At 66.1% G+C, this 25,415-nt stretch carries 22 protein-coding genes; 11 read left to right on the top strand and 11 right to left on the bottom strand.

From position 1 onward, the window contains the following. Positions 1 to 3: 3 nt before the first annotated feature. Entirely contained in the window at positions 4 to 864 is an 861-nt protein-coding gene (locus tag R2770_05305) for an LLM class F420-dependent oxidoreductase (protein MEZ5279869.1), read from the top strand. A gap of 29 nt (positions 865 to 893) precedes the next feature. On the opposite strand, the gene R2770_05300 is transcribed toward R2770_05305, so the two are convergent. From R2770_05300 to R2770_05265, 8 genes are all read right to left on the bottom strand, one after another. Further along, positions 894 to 4,175: a carboxyl transferase domain-containing protein gene (locus R2770_05300; GenBank protein MEZ5279868.1), complete on the bottom strand. Its 3,282-nt coding sequence runs from the start codon at positions 4,173 to 4,175 to the stop codon at positions 894 to 896. 13 nt (positions 4,176 to 4,188) lie between these two features. Continuing rightward, positions 4,189 to 4,938 carry a hypothetical protein gene (locus R2770_05295; protein MEZ5279867.1) on the bottom strand — a complete coding sequence of 250 codons (750 nt, stop codon included), beginning with the start codon at positions 4,936 to 4,938 and terminating at the stop codon, positions 4,189 to 4,191. A gap of 22 nt (positions 4,939 to 4,960) precedes the next feature. Next, positions 4,961 to 6,304 carry a M20/M25/M40 family metallo-hydrolase gene (locus R2770_05290; GenBank protein MEZ5279866.1) on the bottom strand — a complete coding sequence of 448 codons (1,344 nt, stop codon included), beginning with the start codon at positions 6,302 to 6,304 and terminating at the stop codon, positions 4,961 to 4,963. A 49-nt stretch (positions 6,305 to 6,353) separates the two neighbouring features. After that, positions 6,354 to 6,917 (bottom strand): cob(I)yrinic acid a,c-diamide adenosyltransferase, encoded by a 564-nt coding sequence (gene cobO, locus R2770_05285; GenBank protein ID MEZ5279865.1) that lies wholly within the window; start codon positions 6,915 to 6,917, stop codon positions 6,354 to 6,356. Beyond that, the gene (locus tag R2770_05280; protein ID MEZ5279864.1) at positions 6,914 to 7,717 is read right to left on the bottom strand and encodes an ABC transporter ATP-binding protein; all 804 of its coding nucleotides are present in this window, start codon (positions 7,715 to 7,717) and stop codon (positions 6,914 to 6,916) included. Before R2770_05280 ends, cobO begins: the two co-directional genes overlap by 4 nt. Beyond that, entirely contained in the window at positions 7,714 to 8,778 is a 1,065-nt protein-coding gene (locus R2770_05275) for an iron ABC transporter permease (GenBank protein MEZ5279863.1), read from the bottom strand. Before R2770_05275 ends, R2770_05280 begins: the two co-directional genes overlap by 4 nt. 39 nt (positions 8,779 to 8,817) lie before the next feature. Next, on the bottom strand, positions 8,818 to 9,696 hold the full coding sequence (locus R2770_05270) for an ABC transporter substrate-binding protein (protein MEZ5279862.1): 879 nt from the start codon (positions 9,694 to 9,696) through the stop codon (positions 8,818 to 8,820). Between the two features lie 208 nt (positions 9,697 to 9,904). After that, positions 9,905 to 10,363, bottom strand: coding sequence for an Lrp/AsnC family transcriptional regulator (locus R2770_05265; GenBank protein ID MEZ5279861.1), 459 nt, complete (start codon positions 10,361 to 10,363; stop codon positions 9,905 to 9,907). A gap of 137 nt (positions 10,364 to 10,500) precedes the next feature. On the opposite strand from R2770_05265, the gene ald reads away from it, so the two are divergent. The 4 genes from ald to R2770_05245 all read left to right on the top strand — a co-directional run bounded on the left by ald (position 10,501) and on the right by R2770_05245 (position 15,349). Further along, the gene (gene ald, locus R2770_05260; protein ID MEZ5279860.1) at positions 10,501 to 11,616 is read left to right on the top strand and encodes an alanine dehydrogenase; all 1,116 of its coding nucleotides are present in this window, start codon (positions 10,501 to 10,503) and stop codon (positions 11,614 to 11,616) included. Positions 11,617 to 11,652: 36 nt separating this feature from the next. Continuing rightward, on the top strand, positions 11,653 to 12,681 hold the full coding sequence (gene ligD, locus R2770_05255) for a non-homologous end-joining DNA ligase (protein ID MEZ5279859.1): 1,029 nt from the start codon (positions 11,653 to 11,655) through the stop codon (positions 12,679 to 12,681). Continuing rightward, complete coding sequence (gene pgi, locus R2770_05250) at positions 12,678 to 14,345, top strand: glucose-6-phosphate isomerase (protein MEZ5279858.1); 1,668 nt, start codon at positions 12,678 to 12,680, stop codon at positions 14,343 to 14,345. The genes ligD and pgi overlap by 4 nt, the downstream gene beginning before the upstream one ends. Positions 14,346 to 14,812: 467 nt before the next feature. Then, positions 14,813 to 15,349 (top strand): hypothetical protein, encoded by a 537-nt coding sequence (locus tag R2770_05245; GenBank protein MEZ5279857.1) that lies wholly within the window; start codon positions 14,813 to 14,815, stop codon positions 15,347 to 15,349. 61 nt (positions 15,350 to 15,410) lie between these two features. Here the strand turns inward: R2770_05245 and R2770_05240 are convergent, their stop codons facing one another. Then, entirely contained in the window at positions 15,411 to 17,387 is a 1,977-nt protein-coding gene (locus R2770_05240) for a response regulator (GenBank protein ID MEZ5279856.1), read from the bottom strand. 112 nt (positions 17,388 to 17,499) lie between these two features. Between R2770_05240 and R2770_05235 the strand changes: the two genes are divergently transcribed. Then, positions 17,500 to 18,177, top strand: a complete 678-nt coding sequence (locus R2770_05235) for a metal-dependent transcriptional regulator (protein MEZ5279855.1) — start codon at positions 17,500 to 17,502, stop codon at positions 18,175 to 18,177. A gap of 213 nt (positions 18,178 to 18,390) precedes the next feature. Beyond that, complete coding sequence (locus tag R2770_05230) at positions 18,391 to 20,043, top strand: alkaline phosphatase family protein (GenBank protein MEZ5279854.1); 1,653 nt, start codon at positions 18,391 to 18,393, stop codon at positions 20,041 to 20,043. Here R2770_05230 and R2770_05225 read toward each other — a convergent pair. Together R2770_05225 and R2770_05220 are read right to left on the bottom strand one after the other, a co-directional pair. Continuing rightward, positions 20,024 to 21,175, bottom strand: coding sequence for an aminotransferase (locus R2770_05225; GenBank protein MEZ5279853.1), 1,152 nt, complete (start codon positions 21,173 to 21,175; stop codon positions 20,024 to 20,026). The genes R2770_05230 and R2770_05225 overlap by 20 nt on opposite strands. Before the next feature lie 23 nt (positions 21,176 to 21,198). Then, positions 21,199 to 22,656, bottom strand: coding sequence for a pyridoxal-dependent decarboxylase (locus tag R2770_05220; GenBank protein ID MEZ5279852.1), 1,458 nt, complete (start codon positions 22,654 to 22,656; stop codon positions 21,199 to 21,201). 129 nt (positions 22,657 to 22,785) lie between these two features. Between R2770_05220 and R2770_05215 the strand changes: the two genes are divergently transcribed. The 4 genes from R2770_05215 to R2770_05200 are packed head-to-tail and all read left to right on the top strand — an operon-like array spanning position 22,786 to position 25,413. Further along, a complete protein-coding gene (locus R2770_05215) occupies positions 22,786 to 23,508 on the top strand; it encodes a B12-binding domain-containing protein (GenBank protein ID MEZ5279851.1) in 723 nt (240 codons plus the stop codon). Positions 23,509 to 23,513: 5 nt separating this feature from the next. Next, positions 23,514 to 24,137, top strand: a complete 624-nt coding sequence (locus R2770_05210; GenBank protein MEZ5279850.1) for a DUF1638 domain-containing protein — start codon at positions 23,514 to 23,516, stop codon at positions 24,135 to 24,137. Beyond that, a complete protein-coding gene (locus tag R2770_05205) occupies positions 24,134 to 24,517 on the top strand; it encodes a virulence factor (GenBank protein ID MEZ5279849.1) in 384 nt (127 codons plus the stop codon). Before R2770_05210 ends, R2770_05205 begins: the two co-directional genes overlap by 4 nt. After that, positions 24,514 to 25,413, top strand: a complete 900-nt coding sequence (locus tag R2770_05200; protein MEZ5279848.1) for a dihydropteroate synthase — start codon at positions 24,514 to 24,516, stop codon at positions 25,411 to 25,413. Before R2770_05205 ends, R2770_05200 begins: the two co-directional genes overlap by 4 nt. Positions 25,414 to 25,415 lie beyond the last annotated feature (2 nt).

Genomic DNA, 25,415 nt, shown 5'->3' with positions numbered 1-25,415 from the left:
CCCATGAAGTGCGGAATCATGTTCGCCAACACCGTCTTCCCAGACGGCCAGAGGGCGGCGGCGTTTGCCAGCGCGGCCGAAGAGGCCGGGTTCGAGAGCCTGTGGACTGTCGAGCACGTGGTGTTTCCCGACAACTACGGCTCGTCGTACCCCTACGACCAGTCGGGCAAGATGCCGGCTCATCCCAAGTCGAAGCTCACCGATCCCATCGTGTGGCTGACCTGGGTTGGTGCGGCTACCCGGCGCATGAAGCTGTGCACAGGCATTGTGATCTTGCCTCAGCGCAACCCGGTGGTGTTTGCGAAGGAGGTCGCAACCCTGGACCACCTGACCGAGGGTCGCGTCGAGCTGGGTGTTGGCGTGGGCTGGTTGCGCGAGGAGTTCGATGCTCTCGGAATACCGTGGGAGAACCGCGGCAAGCGCACCGACGAGTACATCGCGGCCATGCGCACGCTGTGGTCTGGGCCCTCGGTCGAGTTCCACGGCGACTATGTCGACTTCTCGGGTGTGTCGTCCTACCCGCAGCCGGCAAATGGCACCGTTCCCATCATCATCGGCGGACACAGTCGCGCTGCCGCCGAGCGGGCTGGCCGACTCGGCGACGGCTTCTTCCCGGGCAAGGGAAACATCGTCGAACTGGCAGACATCGTTCGCCAAACCGCTACCGATTGTGGGCGCGACCCCGACGCGATCGAGATCACGTTCTCGGTGCAAGGCCTGATGGGTGACGACCCGGCCGGTTCGGTCGAAGAGCTCGAAGCGGCGGGCGTCAACCGGACGATGCTGCCGGCCCTGCTGTTCCACCGCGACTTCGAGGAGAGCCTCCCGATGTGGGCCGAGAAGCTCTCAATCACCCCGGAGTGATCTGAGCACCCCAGTGCTTGGCACCGGGTCTACCAGGTGTCGATCATCGGGCGTTTCTTGCCGTCACGGGGCCGCGGGGGCCCGGCGGCGAGAAACGCGCCGGTTATCCAATGCCTGGTGTCGGCGGGGTCGATGACGTCGTCGATCTCGAACACGCTGGCGAAGTTGATTCCCTTGCCCACCTCGTACATCCGGGCAACCCGCTTGTCGTACTCGGCTTGGCGCTCGGTGGGGTCTTCTATGGCTGCCAGCTCGTTGCGGTAGCCCAGCTTCACTGCTCCTTCCAGGCCCATCCCACCGAACTCGCCCGTGGGCCAGGCGACGATGAACACCGGCGCCTTGAACGAGCCACCCGCCATGGCTTGGGCGCCCAGGCCGTACCCCTTTCGCAGCACGATGGTGCAGAAGGGAACGCTCAGCGACGATCCGGTGACGAACATGCGCGATGCGTGACGCACGGTGCCAGACCTCTCGGCCTCGGGGCCCACCATGATTCCTGGTGTGTCGCACAAGAACACGATGGGGATGTCGTAGGCGTCGCACAGCTGCATGAAGCGGCTGGCCTTGTCTGCACCGTCCGAGTCGATGGCCCCCGCCAGGTGGGTCGGGTCGTTGGCTATCACCCCAACGGGTCGCCCCTCTATGCGTGCCAGTGCCGTGACCATGCCCGGCGCAAAGCCGCGGCGCAGTTCGAGCACCGAATCGGTGTCGAAGATCAGCTCGATCGCGTCGCGTACCTCGTAGATGCGCAGGCGGTTCTCAGGGATCACGTGGCGCAGACGGCGCTGGTCGGCGGCCTCCCACTCGTCGACGGGGCCCTGGAAGTACGACAGGTACTTCTTTGCAACCTCGACGGCCTCTGCGTCGTCTTCGACGATGATGTCGATGACACCGTTGGGCCACTGGTGTTCGATGGGCCCGACCTCCGACGGGTGGAACACGCCGAGCCCACCGCCTTCGATCATTGCCGGACCACCCATGCCGACGTTGGATCCCTTGGTGGCGATGACCACGTCGCACATGCCCAGGAGGGCAGCATTGCCCGCGAAGCAATAGCCGGTGTTGATACCAACCAGTGGAACCAACCCGCTCAGGCGTCCGAAGATCCAGAACGCCAGACAGTCGAGGCCTGCGACCTGGGTGCCGTCGGTGTCGCCGGGGCGCCCTCCCCCACCTTCGGCGAACACGATCGTGGGCAGCTTCCAGCGTTCGGCCAGCTCGAACAGACGATCCTTCTTGTAGTGGTTCATGTGGCCCTGAGTGCCGGCCAGAACCGTGTAGTCGTAGGTCATGACCGCGACGCGCGGGTCGTCGAAGCGATCGGCCCCCACGGTTCCGATCCCGCCCACCAGACCGTCGCCCGGTGTCTTTTCGATCAGCTCCTGGAGCGTGCGACGCTTGCGTTGAGCGGCCAGAACAAGGGGGCCGTACTCGATGAACGACCCATCGTCGAGCAGGTCGGCGATGTTCTCGCGGGCCGTTCTGCGGCCCTGGCTGCGCCTGCGATCAACCGCGGCCGGCCGCCGGTGATCGAGCCCCACCTCGTGGCGTTCGAGGGTTTCGGCCAGGTCGGGCCTGATGTGGTCGAGGTCGATTTCGTCGGTCGTTGTCTCGCCCACGACCGAAACCGTGCCCGGCTCGATGACCACCAGAAGCGTTCCCTGGTCGATGGCGTCGCCTTCGTTGCCGTGGACTGCGGTGACGAAGCCAGACTCTGGGGCGGTCACCACATGCTCCATCTTCATGGCTTCCATGACCGCGAGCTGGCTGCCGGCGGCCACCTCGTCGCCCACCATGACGTCGAGCGAAACGATGGTGCCCAGCAGGGGCGCGCACACGCCGATGTGGCCGTCGGGAACGTCGGCAGCCGTCGGTCCGGCCGATGCCTTGTGGCCTGCCGAGGACAGCACCGCCAGCGGGTCGCTGTCGTGGGGAGCATCGGCCAGGCGCCGGCCTATCTCGACCAGCCGGGGTTCGACGGTGTTGGTGGTGAACTCGCCCGCAGCGATGTCGGGCTCGGCCAACAGGTGGCGCAGTACGGCGATGTTGGTGTTGGCGCCTGCGATGTCGAATTCGCCCAGCGCCCTGTCGAGTTTGCGGATCGCGGCGCCGAAATCGCTGCCGTGGACGACCACCTTGGCCACCAGCGAGTCATAGCGCGGGTTGATTCGCTGGCCCACGCGCGCTGCCGTGTCGACCCTGACGCCTGGTCCGGTTGGGGGCGTGAACACCTCGATGGTGCCTCCCGCGGGCAACGACTCGCCATCGGGGCTGAGGCGTTCGGCGATGACCCTGGCCTGAATCGACGCTCCGTTGGGTTCGGGGGTGAGTCCCGCGACCATGCCGAGGTCGATCAGGTGCCGCCCCGATGCGATGTTCAGCTGGGCAGCGACCAGGTCGATGCCGGTGACCGTCTCGGTGACCGTGTGTTCCACCTGCAGGCGGGCGTTGGCTTCGATGAAGAACAGGTTGCCTTCGGCGTCGACCAGGAACTCGAATGTCCCGATGCCGTGATAGTCGGCCGCCCTCGCGAGGTCGAGGGTGGCCTGCGACAGGCGGGCGCGGGTGTTTGCAGAGATTCCGATGGCCGGAGCGATCTCGACGATCTTTTGGCGCCGGCGCTGCAAGCTGCACTCGCGGTCGCCCAGAACCACCATGTCGCCGTGGGCGTCGGCCACGAGCTGAACCTCGATGTGACGGGCGGGCGACACCAGCTGTTCGACGTACAGACGCGGATCGCCGAAGGCGGTTTGGGCCTCGGAGGCGCAGCGTTCGAACATCACCGCCACGTCGGAGATCTGCTCGACGACACGCATGCCACGCCCGCCGCCCCCGGCCACCGCCTTGATCATCACCGGGCCGCCGAGCTCGGTCATGAACTCGGCAGCCTCGTCTGCGGTGGAGACGGGCTGGCCGCGGGTGATCGGCACGTGGTGTGTTGCTGCGAGGTCGCGCGCCGTGGCCTTGTCGCCGAACAGCCGAAGCGTCTCAGGCGATGGCCCGACGAACACCAGGCCCGCTGCCGCGCAAGCAGATGCAAACGCCGAGTTCTCGCTGAGGAACCCGTAGCCGGGGTGCACGGCATCTGCGCCGACCGAGCGGGCCGCTTCGACCACGGCGTGAATGTCGAGATACGCGGCCGGGCCGGTGCCTGGCACCTCGACGTGTTGGTCGGTGACCCTGGTGTGGGTCGAGTCGGCGTCGTCGGCGGGTGCGATCGACACCGTCGTCAGACCCAGATCGGCGGCACTGCGGGCGATGCGAACTGCGATCTCGCCCCGGTTGGCGATGAGAAGCTTGCTGAAGTTCATGGCCCGGCCGATGTTACGCCCGTCGCTTGCGACCAACCGCTTTCGACGCTGCGGGCTTTGCCTTGGGCCGGGTGCGGACGGGCCGTGTCGCCCCCATGGCCATCAGCGCCGAACCCGACGAGTCGAGCTGCTTGCCGACCTGATCGAGATCGTTGCCGGCGTCGACGACGCGGGCGGCGACATCGCGCAGCTGCGACGCCACCGTGGTGAGACCGGCGGCGACACCACCGACCCGATCGGCGCCGTCCTTGAGCCGGTCGGCCACCCCGTCGAGGAACGGATCGGAACCGAAGTCGATACCGGTGACGACGTCGAAGCCCATCACCTCGGTGTACCGGGGTGCAACGGTGGGAATCTCGACATCGTCGACCCGATCGCCGATGCTTCGCAGCAGCTTGGCCACATCGTCGAGCTCGTCCCAGCACGAGTCGAGGGCCTTCGCCGCGACCTCGACCAGCTCGACCACGCCATCGTCGGCCTGGCCGACCAGCCAACCCGCTGCAGTTGTGGCGCTGTGCCCTGCTTCGGTCAGCGCCTGGCCGGCCCGTCCCAATATTTCGGGCACCTTCTCCATCAAGTCGAGCAGATCGTCGCCGTGCTCTTTCACCCAGTCGAGAACCGGCACCAGACGTTCGCGGTTGGACCACACCAGGTCGACGACTTCGCCGATCTTGTCGCGATCGTCCCAGATCGTCTCGACCACATCCTTGACCTTGCCCAGATCGAGGTCGTCGAGCTTGCCGACGATGTCGCGAATGCCCACGCTCGTGTTCTCCGTCGTTTCCTCAGCGCCAGAAATCGGCCAGCACGTCGATGTACATCTGTGTGGTGAGCCGCAGCGATTCGACGTCGATGCGTTCGTTGTGGCCGTGGAAGCGAGACGCGAAGTCGCTGCCCTTGATCTCTGGGCTGAACAACCCGGTGCCATAGGCCACCGAACCCATCTGCCTGTAGACGCGTGCGTCGGTGAATCCGACGCTGAACTGGGGGCTGAGTCGGGCGTTCGCGAACGGCTTCACCACGGCGCGTTGAATGGCGTCCCAAAGTGGAGTGTCGGTGGGGCTGATGGTGGCCGCATCGTTCATCAGCGCCACCACCTCGACCTCGGTTGCCAGGTCGCCCAGCGCAGCGTCCAGATGCGCCTGAACCTCTTCGGTCGACTCGCCGGGCATGGTGCGGATGTCGACCTCGAGATCGATCGGGTCGGGTATCACGTTGGTCTTCATGGCCCCGCGGGCTGCGTTGACCGAGAAGGTCGTGTGGGTGCAAGAGTGCCAGTGGGTTGCAGCCCCGGCGTTTGGCACCGCGGCCAGGAAGTCGTCGATGCGGTCTTCGTCGAGTAGTTGTGCCTTTGCTTCCGCCGGCAGGTCGAGCGCGTGTATCTGGGCCCGCCACAGCTCGTGAAACTGAGGCTGGGGCCGATACTCGGTGAGGCGCTGCATGACCGCTCCGGCCTTCACCAGGGCGTTGTCCGACCGAAACGGCATAGAGCCGTGGCCAGGGGTTCCCTTGACGCGCAGCCTTCGCCAGGCCACGCCCTTCTCTGCGACGTTGATGCTGATGGAGGGTGCATCGGGCGATCCCGAGTGAACGCCGCCCGACTCGGTCATCACGTAGTCGGCGTAGATTGCGTCGCGGTGGTTGTCGGCCATCCACTGGGCGCCGTAGCTGCTGCCGGACTCCTCGTCGGCGACGGCGAAATAGATGACGTCGCCCTTGGGCCTGACCCCTCGCCGGGCCAGGTCTCGAAACGCCACCGCCTGAGCCGAGGTGAGGTTGAGCATGTCGAGTGCGCCCCTGCCCCAGACCTCGCCGTCGACCAGTTCGCCGCCGAACGGGTCGCGTCGCCAACCGTCGGGGTTCACCGGAACGACGTCGGTGTGGCCCATCAGGCACAGCGAGGGGGCGGCGGGGTCGCTGCCTTCGATTCGGGCCACCAGCGACACACGTCCTGGGGCCGCCTCGTATCGCTCGACGTCGACACCGGACCCTTCGATGAAGGTCTGCAGCACGTCAGCGCTGCGAACCTCGTTGCCCGACTGGGCGGTGCCGTCGTTGACACACTGGTTGCGGATCAGGGTCTGCAGGAGTTCGACCGTTTGGGCGGTCAGATCGTCGTCGTGGGCCACGCAGAAATGCTTAGCACTGTTCGCGCCGGCGGGTACCTGCTTGGGCTGGTCAATAGTCGATGCCGCGCTTGGCCGCGATGCCCGACTCGTAGGCGTGCTTGATCTGACGCATCTCGGTGACGGTGTCGGCGATCTCTATGAGGGCTTCGCTGGCATCGCGTCCGGTGGCGATGATGTTGACGTCGGGCGGGCGGTTGACGATGGCGCGGATCACCTCGTCGGCGTCGATCCAGCCCCAGTTCATCAGGTAGGTGATCTCGTCGAGGATCACCATCTCGTGCCGTCCGGCCTCGATCACCGAGCGCGCTTTGGCCCAAGCTTCGGCGGCGACCGCCTTGTCGACGCTGAGGTCGTCGGAGTCCCACGTGAAGCCTTCGCCCAGCGCGTGCCACTCGACCCCCAGCTGGCGGCCGACGGTTTCCTCGCCGACCTGCCACTCGCCAGACTTGAGGAACTGCAGGACCGCGACGTTCCAGCCGCGAGCCACTCCTCGGCACATCATGCCGAACGCCGAGCTGCTCTTGCCCTTGCCGTTGCCGGTGTTGACGATCACCAACGACCGGGCGTTGCGCAGCTGGGGCCTGGGGTCTTGTTCTGGTGGGGTGTCGGTCACGGTTCTGCTCCGGCTGGTAACGGGACCACGATGGGGCCCGATTCGTCGTGGAAGATGCGGACCCTGGCACCGTAGTGGCGCTCGAGGGTTTCGGCGGTGAGCACGTCGGTGCGGCTGCCTCGTGCGGCAACCGAGCCGCCATTCAAAAGCACGAGCTCGTCGCCATATCGCCCGGCGATGGTGAGGTCGTGAATGGTCATCACGATGGTGGTGCCCGAGGCCGAGTGTGCCTCGCGGACCAGCTCCAGCACCGCCTGCCCGTGGCCCAGGTCGAGGGCTGCGGTGGGCTCGTCCAGCAACAGCAGCGGGGCCTTCTGGCTGAGCGCCCTGGCCAGCGCCGCCCGTTGGGCCTCGCCACCCGACAACGACGCCATCGGACGGTGGGCCAGGTGGGCCAGGTCGAGCCTCTCGACTACCTCACCGACGATCTGGCGGTCTGAGGCGCCGGGCGCGCCGAACGTGCCGATGTGTGGTGTGCGCCCCAGCAGCACATAGTCGACCACCCGCATGTCGGGCGGCAGCGTCGGCTTCTGGGGCAGGTAGGCGACGACTTGAGCGCGAGTCCGCCCGCGTGGGTCGGCGCCGTCTATGCGCACGTTGCCCCCGATGGGCACAAGACCGGCGATGGCGCGCAGCAGGGTCGATTTGCCGGCCCCGTTGGGGCCCACAACGGTTGTCCACGAGCCGGCCGCCAGCGAAAGGTCGATGCCGTCGATGACCCGCGACGACCCCAGCTCGACCGTCAGGCCGGCCACGTCGACGGCTGCCCCACCTGCCCGGTGGCCGACCTCGGCGCTCACCACAGGGTCTTTCTGGTGGTGCGCAGCACGACTGCGAAGAATGGGGCACCGATAAAGGCCGTGACCACCCCTACCGGCAACTCTGCGGGCGAGATGACGGTGCGAGCGACCAGGTCGGCGAGCACCATGAACGCAGCGCCGACTATGGCCGACAACGGCAGAACGATGCGGTTGCTGGATCCAGCGGTCAGGCGCACCGCGTGGGCCACGACGAGACCCACGAAGCCGATCAGCCCGGCGACCGCAACCGTCGCCGCTGCGGCCAGAGATGCAAAGACCACCACGATGAGGCGCACGCGTGTGGGGTCTATGCCCAGGCTGCGCGCCTCTTCATCCCCAACCGCCATGACGTCGAGGGCCCGGGCGAAACGCAGCAGCACAGCCACGGTGACGACCGCGTACGGAAGCAGCAGTTCGACCTCGCCCCAGCCGCTGGTGCTGACCCGCCCGAGAATCCACGAGTAGACCTCCTGCACCACGTCGATGTTGCGCTGCAGAACATAGGTCTGAGCGGCGGTGAAGAAGCTCGCCACGGCGACGCCTGCCAGTACCAGGGTGACGCTGGAGCGAGCCCCGATGCTTCCCACCCCGAAAGCGACAGACACTGCGATCAGCGCGCCGATGAAGGCGGCCAGCGGCACGGGGTCGACGAAGCCGACAGCCGACCCCCAGTCGTTGACGATCGCCAGGGTTGCACCCAGGCCGGCGCCTGCGGCCACGCCCAACAGGTACGGATCGGCGAGTGGGTTGCGAAACGCTCCCTGGTACGCAGCTCCGCTCATCGACAGCATGGCGCCGACCAGTAGGCCCAGGACCACCCGGGGCAGGCGCACGGTGGTGACGATGGTGTGCTGCACCGGATCGAGTCCGTGGTCGAGGTCGACCCATGGCAGCTCCGACAACACCGCAGCCGCCACGCGATGAGCTGCGATGTCGACCGGGCCGACGCCCAGCGCCACTACCGACACCAAGACCGTGAAACCGATCGATCCGGCAACCCACGCGCCCCTCAATCGGGTTGGCGTGATGGTTTCGGTTGCGGTGTCGATGGTGGTCTTCAAGGTTGCTCGCTGCGGCCCGAGGTCATGGCGTCACCGGTGTCAGAGCGCGTTGACGGCGTCGACGACGGCTCGCACGAAGTCGACCACGCGAGGGCCCCACCTAGAGGCGACATCGTCGTCGAGCTCGATCACGTTGCCGGCCCGCACTGCGCTCAATGCATCCCAGCCCGGTCGTTCGGCCACCGTCTGCGCGGTCTGGCCGTAGCCGATGGTGTCGGCCAGGAAGATGATGTCTGGGTCGGCGTCCAGGATGAACTCCTCGCTGAGCTGTGGGTATCCGAAGAACTCGCCGTCGGGGTCGGCCGCGTCGGCGATGTTCTCGAGACCCAGCAGGCCGTACACCTGGCCGATGAACGTGGTCGACGTGGCCGTGTACAGCTCGGTGCCGAGTTCGTGGAAATAGGTCACCGGCTCGTCGCGGGGCTGCACCGACGACACCAAGGCGTCCAGATCGGCTCGCATCTCGGCAACGGCGGCCTCGGCCTCGTCTGTGGTGCCGGCCAGCTCGCCGATTTCGAGCATCTGGGCGTAGATGTCGTCGAAGGTGGTGGCGGCGAACTGATCGACGATCTGCACGCCGGCGGCGTCCAGCGAGGCCCGCACATCGTCTGGACCGCCCTGCCACACGACCACATCGGGTTCGTAGGACAGGATCGCCTCGACGTTTGGCGTATAGCCGCTGAGCTCGGTAACTGGCGCCTCTGGCGGGTAGTACGAGAACTCATCTACGGCGACCACCATGGGGCCGGCCCCCACCGCGAAGATGATCTCGGTTGCGCTCGGCGACAGCGAGATGATTCGCAGCTCGGGCGTCTCGGCCGGCACGGTTGCGTCTGCGGCGGTGCTGTCGGCATCTTCGCCGCACGCTCCCAGCAACAACAGCAGTGTCAGCAAGGGCAACAGGAATCGTCTGATCATGGGTGCTCCTTTGGCCGGGTACGGTCGACGCAGGCAGCACCTGACGATCGAACCTGCCCTTCCGCGAGGGTTGTCGGTTCGCGCCCCAGGTGGTTCGACCGGACTCGTCCTCGAATAGAGGCTCAACCGTTGCGGGACAGTGCCGGGCTCTAACCGGACTTCGTCCACCAGGGGAACTCGATCACCCTACACCCCAGCGCCTGGGCGCTCAGGTTCTGTCGAAAGCCGTCCTCATGGCGAAGTTCGACCGGATCTTCGACACACCGGGCAGGCGCGATAGATGAGCGGTGTGCACCCGCTCGTAGCCGGCCACCCCGTCGGCTTGAACTCGCAGCAGATAGTCGGCGTCACCCGAGATGAGGTGGCAGCCCACTATCTCTGGAACCTTCGACGCGGCTTCCTCGAAGGCCTCCAGAACGTCCTCTCGCTGGCTTTCGAGGCTGACCTCGACGAACACGGTGGTGGCCCGGCCTAAAGCCGCAGGGTCAACAACGGCGCGATACCCGACCACAACGCCGGTCTCTTCGAGCCGGCGGAGCCTGCGCAGGGTCGCCGAGGGGCTGAGACCCACGCGGTCGGCCAGCGCCGCGTTGGAGATGCGGCCCTCTGCGGAAAGCACCTGCAAAAGCGATTGGTCGAGTTCGTCGAGTCGATCGGGTGTGGCCATGCAACATCTTGTCGGCGCTGGGTTGAAGTGCGCAAGATAATGGTGTCGAACACCGCCTGGCGGCCTCAACTCTGCAGGATTCGTCTCGAGAATGTCCCTATGTTGTTCCCATAGTGCTTTCTGCGGGAGGAGCAGCGGTGATCATCGGGGTACCTACAGAGGTAAAGAGCGACGAGCGACGGGTCGGGCTGGTGCCCTCGAGCGTCAAGGAACTGGTGGGCGGTGGTCACCAGGTGCTTGTGCAGTCGGGCGCCGGGGTGGGCGCTGCATCACCAGACGACGAGTACATCGCCGCTGGTGCGTCCATCGTCGCCGGCGCCGACGAGGTGTTCGAGCGCGCCGACATGATCGTCAAGGTCAAAGAGCCTCAGCCGGCCGAAATTGCGCGTCTTCGCGAGGGGCAGATCCTCTTCACCTACCTGCATCTGGCCCCAGACCTGCCACAGACCCAGGGGCTGCTGGCCAGCGGTGTCACGGCTGTTGCCTACGAAACGGTCACCGACCAGGCCGGCCGACTGCCGCTTTTGACGCCCATGTCGCAGGTGGCCGGACGTCTGTCGGTGCAGGCCGGGGCCCGGTGCCTGGAAAGCCCGGTTGGCGGGTCTGGGACCCTGCTCGGCGGTGTTCCGGGTGTGCCATCGGGCCGGGTCGTGGTCATCGGCGGTGGTGTCGTGGGCCTCAACGCCATTGAGATGGCGATCGGCCTTGGGGCCAGCGTCACGGTTCTCGATCGCGACCTGGCAGTGCTGGATCGGCTTTCGCACCGTTTCGGCAATGCCCTCGAAACGGTGTTCTCGACCAAGTCGGCCATCGAAGACCTGGTGGCGGGCGCAGACCTGGTGATCGGCGCGGTTCTGGTGCCTGGGGCCGAGGCACCCAAGCTGGTCACCCGCGAGATGGTGTCGACCATGCGGCCTGGGTCTGTGCTGGTAGACGTCGCGATAGACCAGGGCGGCTGTTTCGAGACCTCGCGCCCCACCACCCACAACGACCCCACCTATGTGGTCGACGGGGTCGTGCACTACTGCGTGGCCAACATGCCTGGCGCGGTTCCGCGCACATCGACCAAGGCGCTGAACAACGTCACCTTGCCCTATGCCGTGCGTCTGGCCGATGCCGGCCTGGCTGCCCTGGCTTCAGATCCCAGCTTCCTTGCCGGGTTGAATGTCCACCGGGGCGTTTTGACCAACGAGGCGGTCGCCGTGGCCCACGAGATGAGCTGGACCGATCCGGCCGTCGCTTTGGCCGGCTAGCACGGGGCACGCAGGGTCAATATGTAGCCTGGGTCCATGGCTGATGCTGTCGTGCTCGAGATCGACGGGCGCGAGCTTCGCATCACCAACCCCGACAAGGTCTTCTTCGGCCGACGTGGCGAGACCAAGCTGGACCTGATCGACTATTACCTGTCCATCGCCGAGCCCGTCATGAGTTGCCTCGGCGGGCGTCCGACGTTGTTGCAGCGGTTTCCCGACGGTGCCGGTGGCAAGAGCTTCTTCCAGAAGCGTGTCGCCAAGGGCGCCCCCGATTGGCTTCACACCACGACGGTGATGACCCCCAACGGCACCCCATCCAACGCCCTGGTGCTCGAAGACATGGCCCATGTGGCGTGGGCGGTTCACATGGGGTGCCTCGGATTTCACCCGTGGCCCTTCTTGGCCGACGACCCCGGGTTCGCTGACGAACTCCGCATCGACCTCGACCCCCAGCCGGGCACCAGCTTCGACATGGCCAGGCAGGCCGCCCGCGAGGTGAAGCTGCTGTTGGACGAGCTGGGCATCGAGGGCTTCTTGAAGACCACCGGCAGCAGGGGGTTGCACGTGTACGTGCCACTCGCCAGACGGTGGGATTCGGTCGAGGTGCGGGCTGCGGCGGTGGCCATCGCTCGCGAACTCGAACGCAGGCGACCCGATCTGTTGACGGCCGCGTGGTGGAAGGAAGAGCGCGGCACTCGCATATTCGTCGACTACAACCAGAACGCGCCGCACAAGACGGTGTTCGGTGCCTGGTCGGTCAGGCCCAGGGTCGGGGCTCAGGTGTCTGCACCAATCGCGTGGGATGAGGTCGACGAGATCGATCCCGATTCGTTGACCATCGCCACGGTCCCCGAGAGGGTGCAGCGGCTGGGCGACCCTTGGCTGGGCTTTCACCAACGCCCCCAGGACATCACCACTCCCCTGGCCTGGTTCCAGCGCGACATCGACGCGGGGCTGATGGATGCGCCGTGGCCGCCGGTCTACCCGAAACAACCACTCGAGCCCCCGCGGGTCGCACCCAGCCGCGCCCGCTCGGTGCCAGACGACGAGGAGTCCTCCCAATGACAGACCCGATCAACCCGGCTGCCACCGAGGCCTGGGCTGCGCTGTCGCACCACCGCAGCGCGTTTCACGCTTCGCTTCGCGACCTGTTCCACGACGACCCGCAGCGCGCCGATCACATGACCTACCAGGTCGCAGACCTGACGGTCGACCTGTCCAAGCACCTGGCTACCAGCGACACCGTCTCTCTGCTGGTCGACTTGGCCAACAGCACGGGTGTGGTGCAGCGCTTCGAGGCCATGTGCAGGGGCGACCGCATCAACTCCACCGAAGACCGAGCGGTTCTGCACACAGCCTTGCGCCGCCAGCGTTCCGACAGCCTCGAGGTCGACGGCGTTGACGTGGTCGACCAGGTGCACGATGTGCTCGACGCCATGGCGGCGTTGGCCCAAAGGGTGCGGACCGGCCAGTGGATCGGTTTCGACGGCAGGCCCATCGACGCTGTGGTCAACATCGGCATCGGAGGCAGCGACCTGGGCCCGGCGATGGCGCTGCGCGCCCTCGAGCCTCACGTCATCGACGGGCTGAGCTTTGCTTTCGTGTCCAACGTCGATCCGGTGCAGATGAGCCAGACGCTCGCCCGGCTCGACCCGGCCACCACCCTGTTCCTGGTGGCGTCCAAGACGTTCACCACCGCCGAGACCATGGCCAACGCCCAAGCTGCCAGGCGCTGGCTGGTCGACGCGGCCGGAGGCGACAGCTCGGCTGTGTCCAAACACTTCGTCGCCCTTTCGACCAACGCAGAAGCAGTAGCCGACTTCGGAATCGACGAAGCCAACATGTTCGGTTTCTGGGATTGGGTGGGTGGCCGCTATTCCATGGACTCGGCCATCGGTCTGAGCATCATGATCGCGATCGGTCCAGAAGCCTTTGGCGAGATGCTCGACGGGTTCAGAGCCATCGACGAGTACATGGCGCACACCCCGCTGGCCCGCAACGCCATCGCCCTCAGCGCCATGTTGGGTGTCTGGTATCGCAACTTCTGGCACTGGCCGAGCCACGCGGTGTTGCCCTACGCCCAACTGCTCGACCGCTTCGCCGCCTACCTACAGCAGCTCGACATGGAATCGAACGGGAAGCGGGTGCGAATCGACGGCGAGCCTGTCGACTACGACACCGGCCCCATCGTGTGGGGCGAACCCGGAACAAACGGCCAGCACGCCTTCTACCAGTTGCTGCACCAGGGCACCTCGCCCGTTCCTTGTGACTTCATCGGGATGCTCAACCCACCTCAGGGCTACGACCAGCCCGGCGATGCCCTAGCGGCCGATCAGCCGACCCAACACGATCAGTTGTTCGCCAACATGGTGGCTCAATCGGAGGCTTTGGCATTCGGCAAGACGGCCTCTGAGGTGGCCGCCGACGGGGTTTCTGCCGGTCTGGTGTCGCACAAGACGTTTCCAGGCAACCGGCCCAGCACAACCATCGTCGCCGACCATCTGACCCCGCGGGTTCTGGGCCAGTTGATCGCTTTCTACGAGCACCGGGTGTTCGTGCAGGGCACCGTTTGGGGCGTGAACAGCTTCGATCAGTGGGGTGTCGAGCTGGGCAAAGTGTTGGCCGGTCGGGTGCTGTCGGAGCTGGTCGATGCCGAGGCACCACTGGGCCACGATGGCTCGACCAATCGGCTCGTCGAGCGCTACAGGGCCGCCCGCGCCTCTCGCTGAGACGACCAGGCGGGGTGAACGGTGGCCTTGGTTTCAACGATCCGCGGTCGGCGATGGCGAAGTCGGGCTCGCCTTCTGCGCGAACCGTGATCAGCGTCGTGTCGGCGAGTTTCACGGAGTAGCGAGTGGAGTGGCCGTAATACTCGATTGCGGTCACCACACCGCCCGAGGTGGCTTCGCCCGACGGCGAGATAGGGCGAAGAGCCAGCTGTTCGGGCCTGGCCAGCACCGTGAGCGGCCCGGCCGGCGCGCCGACGACGCGCAGCCGGCCCAGCGCGGTGTCGACCAGGGTGCCATCGGCGTCGGCCGCACTGGCCTGGATCAGGTTCGCCTCGCCCACGAAACCTGCCACCCAGGGGTTGGCGGGAGTTGCGTACAGCTCGGATGGAGTTCCGATCTGTTCGAGGTTTCCGTCTCGCAGCACGGCGACCCGATCGCCCATGACAAATGCCTCGTCTTGGTCGTGGGTGACGAACAGGGCCGTCACACCAACGTCGGACAACACCGACCTGACCTCGGTGCGCAGCATCACCCGCAGCGCAACATCGAGGCTCGAGAACGGCTCGTCCAGCAGCAGCAGTCGCGGCGATGGCGCCAGGGCCCGTGCCAAGGCCACCCGCTGCTGCTGGCCGCCTGACAGCTCCGAGGGCATCCTGGCTCCGAGACCACCCAGTCCCACCAGGTCGAGCATTTCGGACACTCTGCCAGAGCGCGCCTTGTTGCGCGCCAGACCGAACGCGATGTTCGACTCGACATCGAGGTGGGGAAACAGGGCGCCGTTCTGGAACACCATGCCGATGCCTCGGCGCTCGGGGGCCACCCACACCGTTGGCGATGCGACCACTTTCTGGCCGATGGTGACCTGGCCTGCGGTGGGTCGCTCCAGGCCGGCTATGCAACGCAACAAGGTCGTCTTGCCACAGCCGCTGGGGCCCAGCAACGCAATCGTTTCGCCTGCGGCGACCGACAACGACAGCGAGTGCAGCACCTGGTTGGCGCCGTAGGCAGCCGACAAATTCTCGACCGATACGTCGAGAGCTGTTTCGGCGGGCGGAGACACCGCGGTCACGATAGCGAGTGTGCCGTGCCCATCCGATCAGGGTCGACCCGATCCGCAACGAACCCACTGGCGGCAGCAGCGTCGGCCAGGATGGCTTCGAAGTCGCGTGCGCAACCGTCGGCCTCGGCCACCAGCTCGGCGGTCGACGATGCCGTCACGGCCTGGCCCTCGGCACAATCGAGCTCGATCCTCTCGCACACCGCGGCCAATCCGGTGGCTCCCAACAGCCGGCTGCTCGACTTGAGAGTGTGCGCCAGGCGTCGGCACGCGTCGGTGTTGCCGGCCTCGACAGCGGCGACGATCGACCCGACCTGCTTCGCCAGATCGCTCATGAACGTCTGCACCAGCTTCAGCACCGTGTCGCGATCGCCCAGGTCGGCGACCAGTCCGTCGATCTGGCGCGCATCTATGTGCCGAGACGGTTCAGGGTTGGGTTCGTCGGCCCCGGTCTCGGCCTCGGGTTGGCGAGGTGCCGCCTGTTGTTCCTGCGTCTGGCTGGAAGGCAACTCGACGTTGCGCTCGAGTACGCCTGACAGGCTGGCAAGCGACACCGGTTTGGCCACGAAGTCGTCCATGCCGGCTTCCAGGCACGCTTCGCGGTCACCCTCCATCGCCCGCGCTGTCACCGCCAGCACAGGGGTGCGACGCCACCCGTGGTGTTGTTCGAGTGCCCTGAGACGCCTGGTGGTCTCCAGGCCGTCCATGTTTGGCATGTGCCAGTCCATCAGCACGGCGTCGAAACGGGTGGCGGCCAGCAGCTCCAGTGCCGCGGCGCCGTCGGCAGCCAGAACGGCCTCGTAGCCGAGCTGCTCCAGTTGGGCCTGCGCGAGGGTGCGGTTGATCGGGTTGTCGTCGACGACCAGAACCGCAGCGCTGGAGCGACCACTGGCACGTTTGGTCAGCGGATCTGCAGCCCGCGCCTCGCTGGCGGCCGTGTCGAGCTCGAGGTCGAACCAGAACCTGCTGCCCTTTCCCGGTTCGCTTTCCAGCTCCAGCTTCGAACCCATCAAATCCAACGCGGCCTGGCTGATGGCCAGTCCCAGCCCCACGCCGCCCCGCCCGCCGTCTGGCTGTTCGAAGGCGTTGAAGATCCTGACTCGATGTTCGGGGCGGATGCCAGTGCCGGTGTCGCTGACCGAAAACGTCAGGCGACCGGGCCCCGACGAGGTGAGCTTGACCTCGATCGTGCCCACCTCTGTGTACTTGCATGCGTTCGACGCCAGGTTCACCAGCACCTGCTGGATCTTGGCCCTGGGCCCGAAGGCGTTGGCGGGAACCGAACTGCTGGCCGCCACCACGAACTCGACCCCTTTGGGGACGAGGCTCTCGACCGTCGAGCCGACGTCGACCAGCAGGCGGCGTGGGCTGAAGGTCTCGTGGGTCAGCTTCTCGGTACCCGACTGCAACCTGGTGATCGACAAGATGTCGTCGATGAGGTCCTGCTGGCTGTTGGCGAGTTGCACCATGGTGCGCCCCCGCTCGGCCAGTGCCTCGTCGCTCGAGTAGCTGATCAGCTCGGCGATTCCCATCATGGCGTGAAGTGGTGCACGCAGCTCGTGACTGACCGTGGCCACCAGCCTTTGTGCGAACAGCTCGACATCCTGGCGGGCGTTCACCGCCTCGATCTTTCGTGACACGTCAGACAGAGCGCCGAGGAAGTACAGCGGAGAGCCGGTCTCGTCGAACACCAGCTTGCCGTCGAGGTTGCCCCAGAAGGTGCCGCCGTCGCCGCGCATCAACAGCATGTCGGTGGTGATCGAATCGACCTCGCCGCGAAGCATCGCCCTGGTCAGGGTCGCTGCGTGGCGTCGGTAGGTCGGGTGAACAAAGTCTGCGACCGTCTTGGTCAAGGCGACGTCACTGGTCATGTTGAACAGGTCCGAGAACCGGGCGTTCACCCTCAAAAGTGGCCCGGCCAGATCGACTACGACGTAAGCGCTCGGCGCCAGCTCGAAGAAGTCGATGTCGTCGTGGTGGGTCATTGGTGTGTTTACCTGATCTGTTCCACCGTGTTTGGTGCAGGGCCGCGCCTTGCACTGAATGGCGTCGGCCGTCCGGGGGCGGTGATTAGGACCATCCGGTATCCTCCAACTCATGTCGGCGCCCGGATATACCTCGCCCGAGTACCACCCGGCCTTCGAGGAGTACTGCGAGGCCATCTTCGAGCTGAACGAAGACGGTGTCGACGTCATCCGGGCCCGCATCGCCGAGCGTCTCGAGGTCAGCCGGCCGGCTGTTTCGGAGATGGTGAAGCGCATGGAGGGTGAGGGGTTCGTCGATGTCACCGACGGGGCTATCTCGCTGACCGAGACCGGCCGAACGCTGGCTCGCACCGTGGTGAGGCGGCACCGCGTAGCCGAACGCTTCCTCACCGACATACTGGGCCTGTCATGGGCCGAGGCGCACCACGAAGCCGGCAAATGGGAGCATGTGATCTCGCCCACCGTCGAGGCGGCGCTGCTGAGGCTGCTGGACAACCCGACCACGTGCCCGCACGGCAACCCGATACCGGGCAGCGAATACCGGGCCCCAGAGACGGTGCCGCTCAGCGAGTTGGATGTCGGCAGCGATTTTGTGGTGTCGCGGATACCAGAAGAGCTCGAGTTCGTGCCCGGGATGCTCGAGTTCCTCGAGGGCGCAAACCTGGTTCCGGGCAGCTCCGGGGTCGTCACGGCGATATCACCCGACTCGACCATGACCGTGCGTCTCGACGACTCGGCCACCGTGGGCGTCGGCACGTTTGCTTGCGAGCGCATCCTGGTCACGCGCTGAGCCGAAGGCTCACTAGACCACGCAGAGTGAGATCAGCCTTCACAGAGAGTGGTTGACCGTCTAGCTTGTTGAATCCGAGGGCATTGCCATGCTCTCCGAGAGTCCTGCAAGCCCCAGATCGGTTCTCACATGTCGCAATCCTGTACTTCGCGCCGCTCGCGATTTGGTCGCGGTCTCGCGGCTGCCGGGTTGGCAGCGGCTTTGGTCGCTTCGGTGCTCACCCTTTCTCCGACCGCTGGCGCAGTGGGTGAGGCGCCCGGCTGCACCTTCAGCAGGGGCGAACTGGGAGTCGCACTTCAGTGGCAGCCGATTGCGGGCTGGCCGGTGGTGCGTCGCGACGGTGCGTGGTTGGCCAGCCCCGACCTGGGAGCCACCAGCTACCTCGACACCCAGGCTCCGGCCCAGGCGAGCTACTCGGTGCGGTACTGGAACGATGCCGAGGTCGCAGTCGACATCGACTGTGTCGAGGCCGACGCCGGAGCCGGCGGGCCGACATGTTCGGCGGTTCGAGACGGATCGGTCGTGACCATCCGATGGGACGTGCAGGCGGGTTCGAATGTGGTGCGCCGCGACGGGCGGTGGTTGGCAACACCGCCGGCCGGGGCCGCTTCGTTCACCGACACGGCCGCTCCCCCAGGCGCGGACTACGCGATTCGGGTCTGGACCACAGCCGGATCGACCGACATTGCGTGCGATCTGACGGGCGATCAGGTCGCGACCTGCACCCTCGAGTGGATCGGCGCCGACGCGGTGCTCAGCTGGAACGACCTCGGCGGTCGACACGTGGTGCGACTCGACGGTGAGTGGGTGGCAACACCCGGGGCCGGAAGCTCGCAGGCCACCATTTTGCGCGCCAGCCGCAACGGCATCTACGACATTCGCACCTGGTACTCGGGCGTAGCGTTCGACGACCGTGTCTGCACGTCCATCGACACCCAGAGGGTCATCCACATCAGCATCGACGGGCTGCGCTCCGACCACGTCACGGCTGCGCTCACTCCGAACCTGGTCGCCTTGATCGGCGAGGGTGCGTCAACTCTGAACGCCCGCACCGACTACGATGTCACCAAGACCCTGCCCAACCACGCGCCGCAGTTGACCGGTCGCTACGTGCTGGAGCCATGGGGTCACCAGGTTGCCGACAACCAGGACCTGGGCATGACCGTGCACGAGGAGGCCGGGTTCTACGTCTCGTCGGTGTTCGACGTGGTGCACGACAACGGCGGGCTCACAGCGATGTACGCAGGCAAGGACAAGTTCGACGTCATCGAGCGCAGCTACAACGCATTCAACGGTGCGGTCGACCGCATCGGAGCCAACGACGGTCGCAACAAGATCGACGTCTACGATCGCAACGATCCTGCCGCACTGGTCGCGCCGATGCTCGATCTGGTGGCCGCATCGCCATCAACCGAATTCGTCTTCTTCCACATCCGCTATCCGGACTCCGCCGGCCACGCCAGCGGATGGGCGACACCGGCATATCGCGAAGCTGTGCGCGACGCCGATGCGCTGGTGGGGCAGATCATCGACGGGCTCGATGCCGCCGGTTTGGCCTCGAGCACCAACATCATCGTCACGTCAGATCATGGAGGGCCCGACAACGGCCTGTTCCACGACGACCCGACCGACATCGACACTTACACGGTTCCGTTCATCGTGTGGGGGCCCGCGGTACGCCCCGGCGCCGATCTGTACGACCTGAACCGGGACCACCGGGTAGACCCTGGCACCGCGCGGCCGGACCACCTGGGTGCCCAGCCCATCCGCACCACCGAGGTGGCCAACCTGGTGACCTCGCTGCTGGACCTTCCGCCGGTTCCGGGGTCGGTGGTTGGGCGTGTGGTCAGCCTGCGCGTGGGGTGAAGCCCGCCAGACGCTGGCCCAGTTCGGCGATCTGTGACTCGGCCAGGTTGGCGAAGCTCATGCGCACCATGCGCTGATCGGTCGGTGTGAACGCCGTACCCGGAATGGTCAACACATCGTGCTCGACGATGAGCTGCTCGACCACCTGGGCCGTGTTTCCCGCACCATCGGGCGCCGACACCCACCCGAAATAGGCTCCCGCCTGCTGCAGGGTGAACCCACCGGGCCGCTCGGCCATGACGGCCTCGAACAAGGCCTGACGCTCGCGAACCCGCGCCGTCTGCTGGCGCCGCCACTCGTCGGCCATGGTCAGGCCCGCCCAGGCGGCCTCCTGGCCGATGCGGGGCGCGCAGATGGCCACGCAGTCCAGCAGCTTCATGGCTTCGGTGGTCAGTGCCGGTCCGGCCACCACAGCCCCAGCCCGGTAGCCCGGTATGGCGAACTCTTTCGAGAAGCTGTGCAGGGTCACCAGGTGGTCGCGCCAATCGGGGCGTTGGTGCAGGGTGTGAGGTGCTTCGTCGCTTGGCCTGAACGACCGATAGGTCTCGTCGAGCATCAACACCACGCCACGGCTCGCGCACAGGTCGAAAATGGCTTCGATGTCGACTGGCGACGTGGTGTGCCCTGTGGGGTTGGCGGGGCTCACGACTACGACCGCACGCGTGTTGGGGCCGAGCACTGGCTCGATCGCTGCGGCGGTGGCCTGGTCGACATAGCGGGGCACGAAGCCCTGAAGGCGAAGCCACATGTCGTGGTTGAAGTAGAACGGCACCACCAGCACGACCTCGTCGCCCGGGTCGCAAAGGGCAGACACGGTCAGGCAGAACGCCTGGTTGCACCCAGCGGTCACCAGTACGTCGGCCGTCTCGACCGTGCCGATTCCGGTGGCGGTGAGGTCGGCGGCGAAGGCCTCGCGAAGATGCGGCAGCCCTTCCTGGGGGCAATATCGGCCACCGTCGGGCGACGCCGCCACCCTGGCGATGTGGTCGGCGACCTCTGGTGCGCACGGATGGCTGGGCGCAGCCTGCGACAGGTCGAGTAGGTCCATTTTGCCGCCGCGCCTTTGCACCATGGCGAAGGCCTCACCGATGGGGCTGTGGATCTGAGCGGTGATACGGGGGCTGAGTCTCATGTCGCTATTGCTGTCTCATGTCGCTATCGCTGTCCGGCCGGGTCCTGCACCCGCGAGACGACCCACTGCAAGTTCTGCCACAGACGTTCGACGTCTTCGCGTTCGGTCGGGATGGCACCTATCGACAGGCGTACCATGCGCGACCCGTCGAGTGTGTCGGGGGTTACGAGGGCCCGCCCCGACTCGTTCAAGCGGCGGGCCCAGGCATCGGTGTATGCATCGAGCTCTGGGCCGGCCAACGCCGACAGGTCGCCACCCGGTCGATGGCGCACGCACACCGTCTGCAGGCGAACCGGCACCACCAGCTCCCAGTCGTCGGCCGCGGCAACCTGGCGGCCCAGCCATCTGGCGTTCTCGACGTCGCGCCTAAGCCTCTGACGTATGGCCTCGAGACCATCGATGCGCAGGTGCATCCAAAGCTTCATGGCTCTGAAGCGCCGGCCCAGGGGCACCGACCAGTCTCGGTACTGGGTGACCAGGTCGCCGTGAGCCGCCGACTCGGCCGATGGTATGTAGCTGGAGTCGATCGACATCACCCCTGTGAGCCGCCGGGGGTTTCGAACGAACAGCAGCGAACAGTCGAAGGCCGTGCCCAGCCATTTGTGGGGGTTGAGGCTGATCGAGTCGGCCCGTTCGATGCCTTCGAATCGCTCGGCGAACTCTGGCAACAGGGCTGCGCTGCCGGCCATGGCCGCGTCGACGTGCAGCCACATCGAGTGTTTGTTGGTGATGCGGGCGATGGCGTCGATGGGGTCGAAGGCGGTGACTCCGGTGGTTCCGAGCGTTGCCACTACCGCCGCCGGAATGCGGCCGAGGGCGATGTCTTCGTCGACCATCTCGGCCAGGGCCGAGGCGTCGATGGCCTGCTCGGAGTCGAGGGGCACGAACCTGAGGTTCTGGGCGCCATAACCCGCGGTCAGCACGGCACGCTTCACCGACGTGTTGGCAGTGGATGCGGCATAGACGATCAGGGGTGCGCCCAGCTCGCGCATGCCCCCGTGGTGCATCGACATGTTCGACGCGTGCTCGCGGGCTGCCACCATCGCCAAGAAGCCCCCCATCGACGCGGTGTCGATCACCGATCCGCGCCACGGGTCGGGCAGCCCCAGAATGTCGGCGAACCAGCCACAGACATGTTCTTCGACCTCGGTGAGGGGCGGACACGCCTCCCACGAGAGCCCCAGGCCGCCCAGACCGGTCGAGACCAGGTCGCCCAGCACCGAGGCCAGCGACACGTTGCCCGGAAACCAGGCGTAATAGTCGGGGTGTTGCCAGTGCGTCATTGCGGGCATGATCACCTGGTCGAGGTCGGCCATGATCGCGTCGAAAGACTCTGGAGTTTCAGGCACCGGACCCAGCTTTGACTTGACGTCACCGGGCTGGGCCTGCGAGAACACGGGGCGTTCGCCCACCGTTTGCCTGTAGTCGGCAATCCAGTCGATCAGCCGGTGGCCGAACTCTCTGAACTCATCTGGGGTCAACGCCAGCCTCCAAGCACGTGCAGCGACCTAATTTCCATGGTGTGAAAGGCCGACCTTATCCCTGAAAGGGTCAGTGTGGTCGAGCCGCACCGGCGGTACCGTTGTGCAGCGCGATAACAGGGAGTTTCGATGGCAGACGAGGCGACTAGCGGCGAGTCAGCCGATGGCGAAGAGATCATCCTCGAAGATCTCAACGACGACGACCTGGTCGCCCAGATGCAGGACGATCTCTACGACGGCCTGGGCGAAGAACTGGTCGAAGCCACCCATATCTTCCTGGGGCGTGGCTGGGATGCCGAGAAGATCCTGAACGACGCTCTGGTTTCGGGCATGAAGGTGGTCGGCGACGACTTCCGAGACGGCATCTTGTTCGTTCCCGAGGTGCTGCTGGCCGCCAACGCGATGAAGGCCGCCATGGAGGTGCTTCGTCCGCTTCTGGCCGAGACCGGTGCCGAACCGATCGGCAAGGTGGTCATCGGTACCGTCAAGGGCGACATCCACGACATCGGCAAGAACCTGGTGGCGATGATGCTCGAGGGCGCCGGGTTCGACGTCGTCGATCTGGGCATCAACACCGATGTCGACGAGTTCCTGGCCGCCATCGACCAGCACCGCCCCGACATCGTCGGCATGTCGGCCCTTCTCACCACCACCATGCCCTACATGAAGGTCGTCATCGACACGCTCATCGAGAAGGGTCTGCGCGACCACCACATCGTCTTGGTGGGCGGCGCACCGCTGAACGAAGAGTTCGCCACAGCCATCGGCGCCGACGCATACTGCCGCGACGCCGCCGTCGCCTCGGAGACCGCTACCCGCTTGGTCACCGAGCGCCGGGCGGCAACGGCCTGAGCCCCATGGCAACACCCGATCGCGGGGTCTGCGTCGTCGCGTGTGGTGCCTTGGCTGCCGAGCTGGTGGCTCTGAAGGCCAAACACCACCTGACCGACCTGACGATCGAGTGTCTCCCCGCCACCCTTCACAACCGACCCGAACGCATCGCGGATGCCGTGGCCGCCAAGGTGACCGAAGTCTCGGAGCGCTTCGAGCGAGTGTTGGTGGGTTATGCCGACTGCGGCACCGGGGGCCGGCTCGATCGTGTGTGCGCCGAGCTGGGGGTCGAACGCATAGAGGGCGCCCACTGCTATGAGTTCTTCGCTGGAGCAGACCAGTTCGCCGAGCTCAGCGCCGACGAGCCGGGCACCTTCTACCTGACCGACTTCCTGGCGCTGAACTTCGACACGCTGGTGTGGCGTGGGCTCGGCCTCGACCGCCATGGCGAGCTGCTCGACATGATGTTCGGCAACTATCGCCGGGTGGTGTTGCTGACCCAGACGTCGGCGGCCAAGGTCATCGAACGGGCACGCGCCGCGTCTCAGCGCCTGGGGCTGCCGCTCGAGATCGTGACCACCGGATATGGGGGTCTCGAGCCCGTGGTGCTCGGATTGACCAATCGCGCCCAGGCCGAGGTTCGGCAATGAGCCGCCGCAGACGTACCGCGGGGCCGCGCGCCACCGTCATCTGGTGGCGCGACCTGCCCGCCCAGGTCAACTGCATCGACGGAGACGCCAAGGGCCAATGGATACTGCCCGAGCGATTCCAGCACGCCATCGACCGCGCTGCGATGGTCGCCGGAGCCTCAGACACCGATACCTATGTGGCCCAGTGGCGCCAAACCACCGAACCTCTGCCCGACGCCGTATCGGTCGACGAGAGTGCCTCCGACGACGAGCCGCCCATGCAGGCGCTGGCCCGATCGCTGGCCGCGCGCTACGAATCGCACTACGACCCAGCCCGCGTTGCTGCCATAGTCGCAAACGGCGGGTGGGACCCGACGAACACATCCCAAGGAGAGTCATGACCGACACCGTGATCAGCTCGGCCACCAAGGAGGTGGTCATCGGGTTCGACCGTCCGTTCGTCATGATCGGCGAGCGGATCAACCCGACCGGTCGCAAGCTTCTGGCCGAAGAGATGAAGAACGGCGACTTCAGCCGGGTCGAGGCCGATGCACTGGCTCAGGTGGCGGCGGGAGCCCACATGCTCGACGTCAACGCGGGTATACCGCTGGCCGACGAACCGGCGTTGCTGGCCCAGGCGATTCAGCTCGTGCAGTCGGTCACCGACGTGCCCCTTGCCATCGACTCGTCGATCATCGAGGCCCTCGAGGCGGGTATAGCGGTCTACCAGGGCAAGCCCCTGATCAACTCGGTCACCGGCGAGAACGAGGTCATGGAGCGCGTGCTGCCCCTGGTCGCCAAGCACGGCGCGGCGGTGGTGGCCATCAGCAACGACGAGACCGGCATCAGCGAAGACCCCGACGTTCGTTTCGAGGTGGCCAAGAAGATCGTGCTTGCCGCCAACGATTTCGGTATCCCCACTGCGGATGTGGTCGTCGATCCGCTGGTGATGCCCATAGGTGCCATGGGCACCGCAGGCAAGCAGGTGTTTCGTCTTGTCGGGCGCCTGCGCGACGAGTTGGGTGTCAACACCACATGTGGTGCGTCCAACGTCAGCTTCGGACTGCCCAACCGGCACTCGATCACCGGCACATTCCTGTCGATGGCGATTGGGGCCGGCATGACCTCGGCCATCATGAACCCCTTGCACGCCGAGGTGAAGACGTCGGTGATGGCCGCCGACGTGTTGGCCGGCCAAGACCAAGACTGCATGGCGTGGATCCAGGCCAACCGCGACCCCAACGCCGACGGCGGTGCCAGGGCCAGGCGCGGCGGGCGCCGGCGTCGCACCGGTTGAGG

Source organism: Acidimicrobiales bacterium, from assembly GCA_041394185.1.
Lineage (GTDB): Bacteria > Actinomycetota > Acidimicrobiia > Acidimicrobiales > Poriferisodalaceae > JAAETH01.
The sequence above is the reverse complement of the archived record's forward strand: the minus strand, read 5'-3'. Positions and strand labels throughout refer to the sequence as shown.

What these genes read in the sequence shown, in the direction of transcription:
- R2770_05305 (MEZ5279869.1), top strand. Translation starts at nt 4, where the DNA reads ATGAAGTGCGGAATCATGTTCGCCAACACCGTCTTCCCAGACGGCCAG.
- R2770_05300 (MEZ5279868.1), bottom strand. Translation starts at nt 4,175, where the DNA reads ATGAACTTCAGCAAGCTTCTCATCGCCAACCGGGGCGAGATCGCAGTT.
- R2770_05270 (MEZ5279862.1), bottom strand. Translation starts at nt 9,696, where the DNA reads ATGATCAGACGATTCCTGTTGCCCTTGCTGACACTGCTGTTGTTGCTG.
- R2770_05265 (MEZ5279861.1), bottom strand. Translation starts at nt 10,363, where the DNA reads ATGGCCACACCCGATCGACTCGACGAACTCGACCAATCGCTTTTGCAG.
- ligD (MEZ5279859.1), top strand. Translation starts at nt 11,653, where the DNA reads ATGGCTGATGCTGTCGTGCTCGAGATCGACGGGCGCGAGCTTCGCATC.
- pgi (MEZ5279858.1), top strand. Translation starts at nt 12,678, where the DNA reads ATGACAGACCCGATCAACCCGGCTGCCACCGAGGCCTGGGCTGCGCTG.
- R2770_05240 (MEZ5279856.1), bottom strand. Translation starts at nt 17,387, where the DNA reads ATGACCCACCACGACGACATCGACTTCTTCGAGCTGGCGCCGAGCGCT.
- R2770_05235 (MEZ5279855.1), top strand. Translation starts at nt 17,500, where the DNA reads ATGTCGGCGCCCGGATATACCTCGCCCGAGTACCACCCGGCCTTCGAG.
- R2770_05225 (MEZ5279853.1), bottom strand. Translation starts at nt 21,175, where the DNA reads ATGAGACTCAGCCCCCGTATCACCGCTCAGATCCACAGCCCCATCGGT.
- R2770_05215 (MEZ5279851.1), top strand. Translation starts at nt 22,786, where the DNA reads ATGGCAGACGAGGCGACTAGCGGCGAGTCAGCCGATGGCGAAGAGATC.
- R2770_05210 (MEZ5279850.1), top strand. Translation starts at nt 23,514, where the DNA reads ATGGCAACACCCGATCGCGGGGTCTGCGTCGTCGCGTGTGGTGCCTTG.
- R2770_05205 (MEZ5279849.1), top strand. Translation starts at nt 24,134, where the DNA reads ATGAGCCGCCGCAGACGTACCGCGGGGCCGCGCGCCACCGTCATCTGG.
- R2770_05200 (MEZ5279848.1), top strand. Translation starts at nt 24,514, where the DNA reads ATGACCGACACCGTGATCAGCTCGGCCACCAAGGAGGTGGTCATCGGG.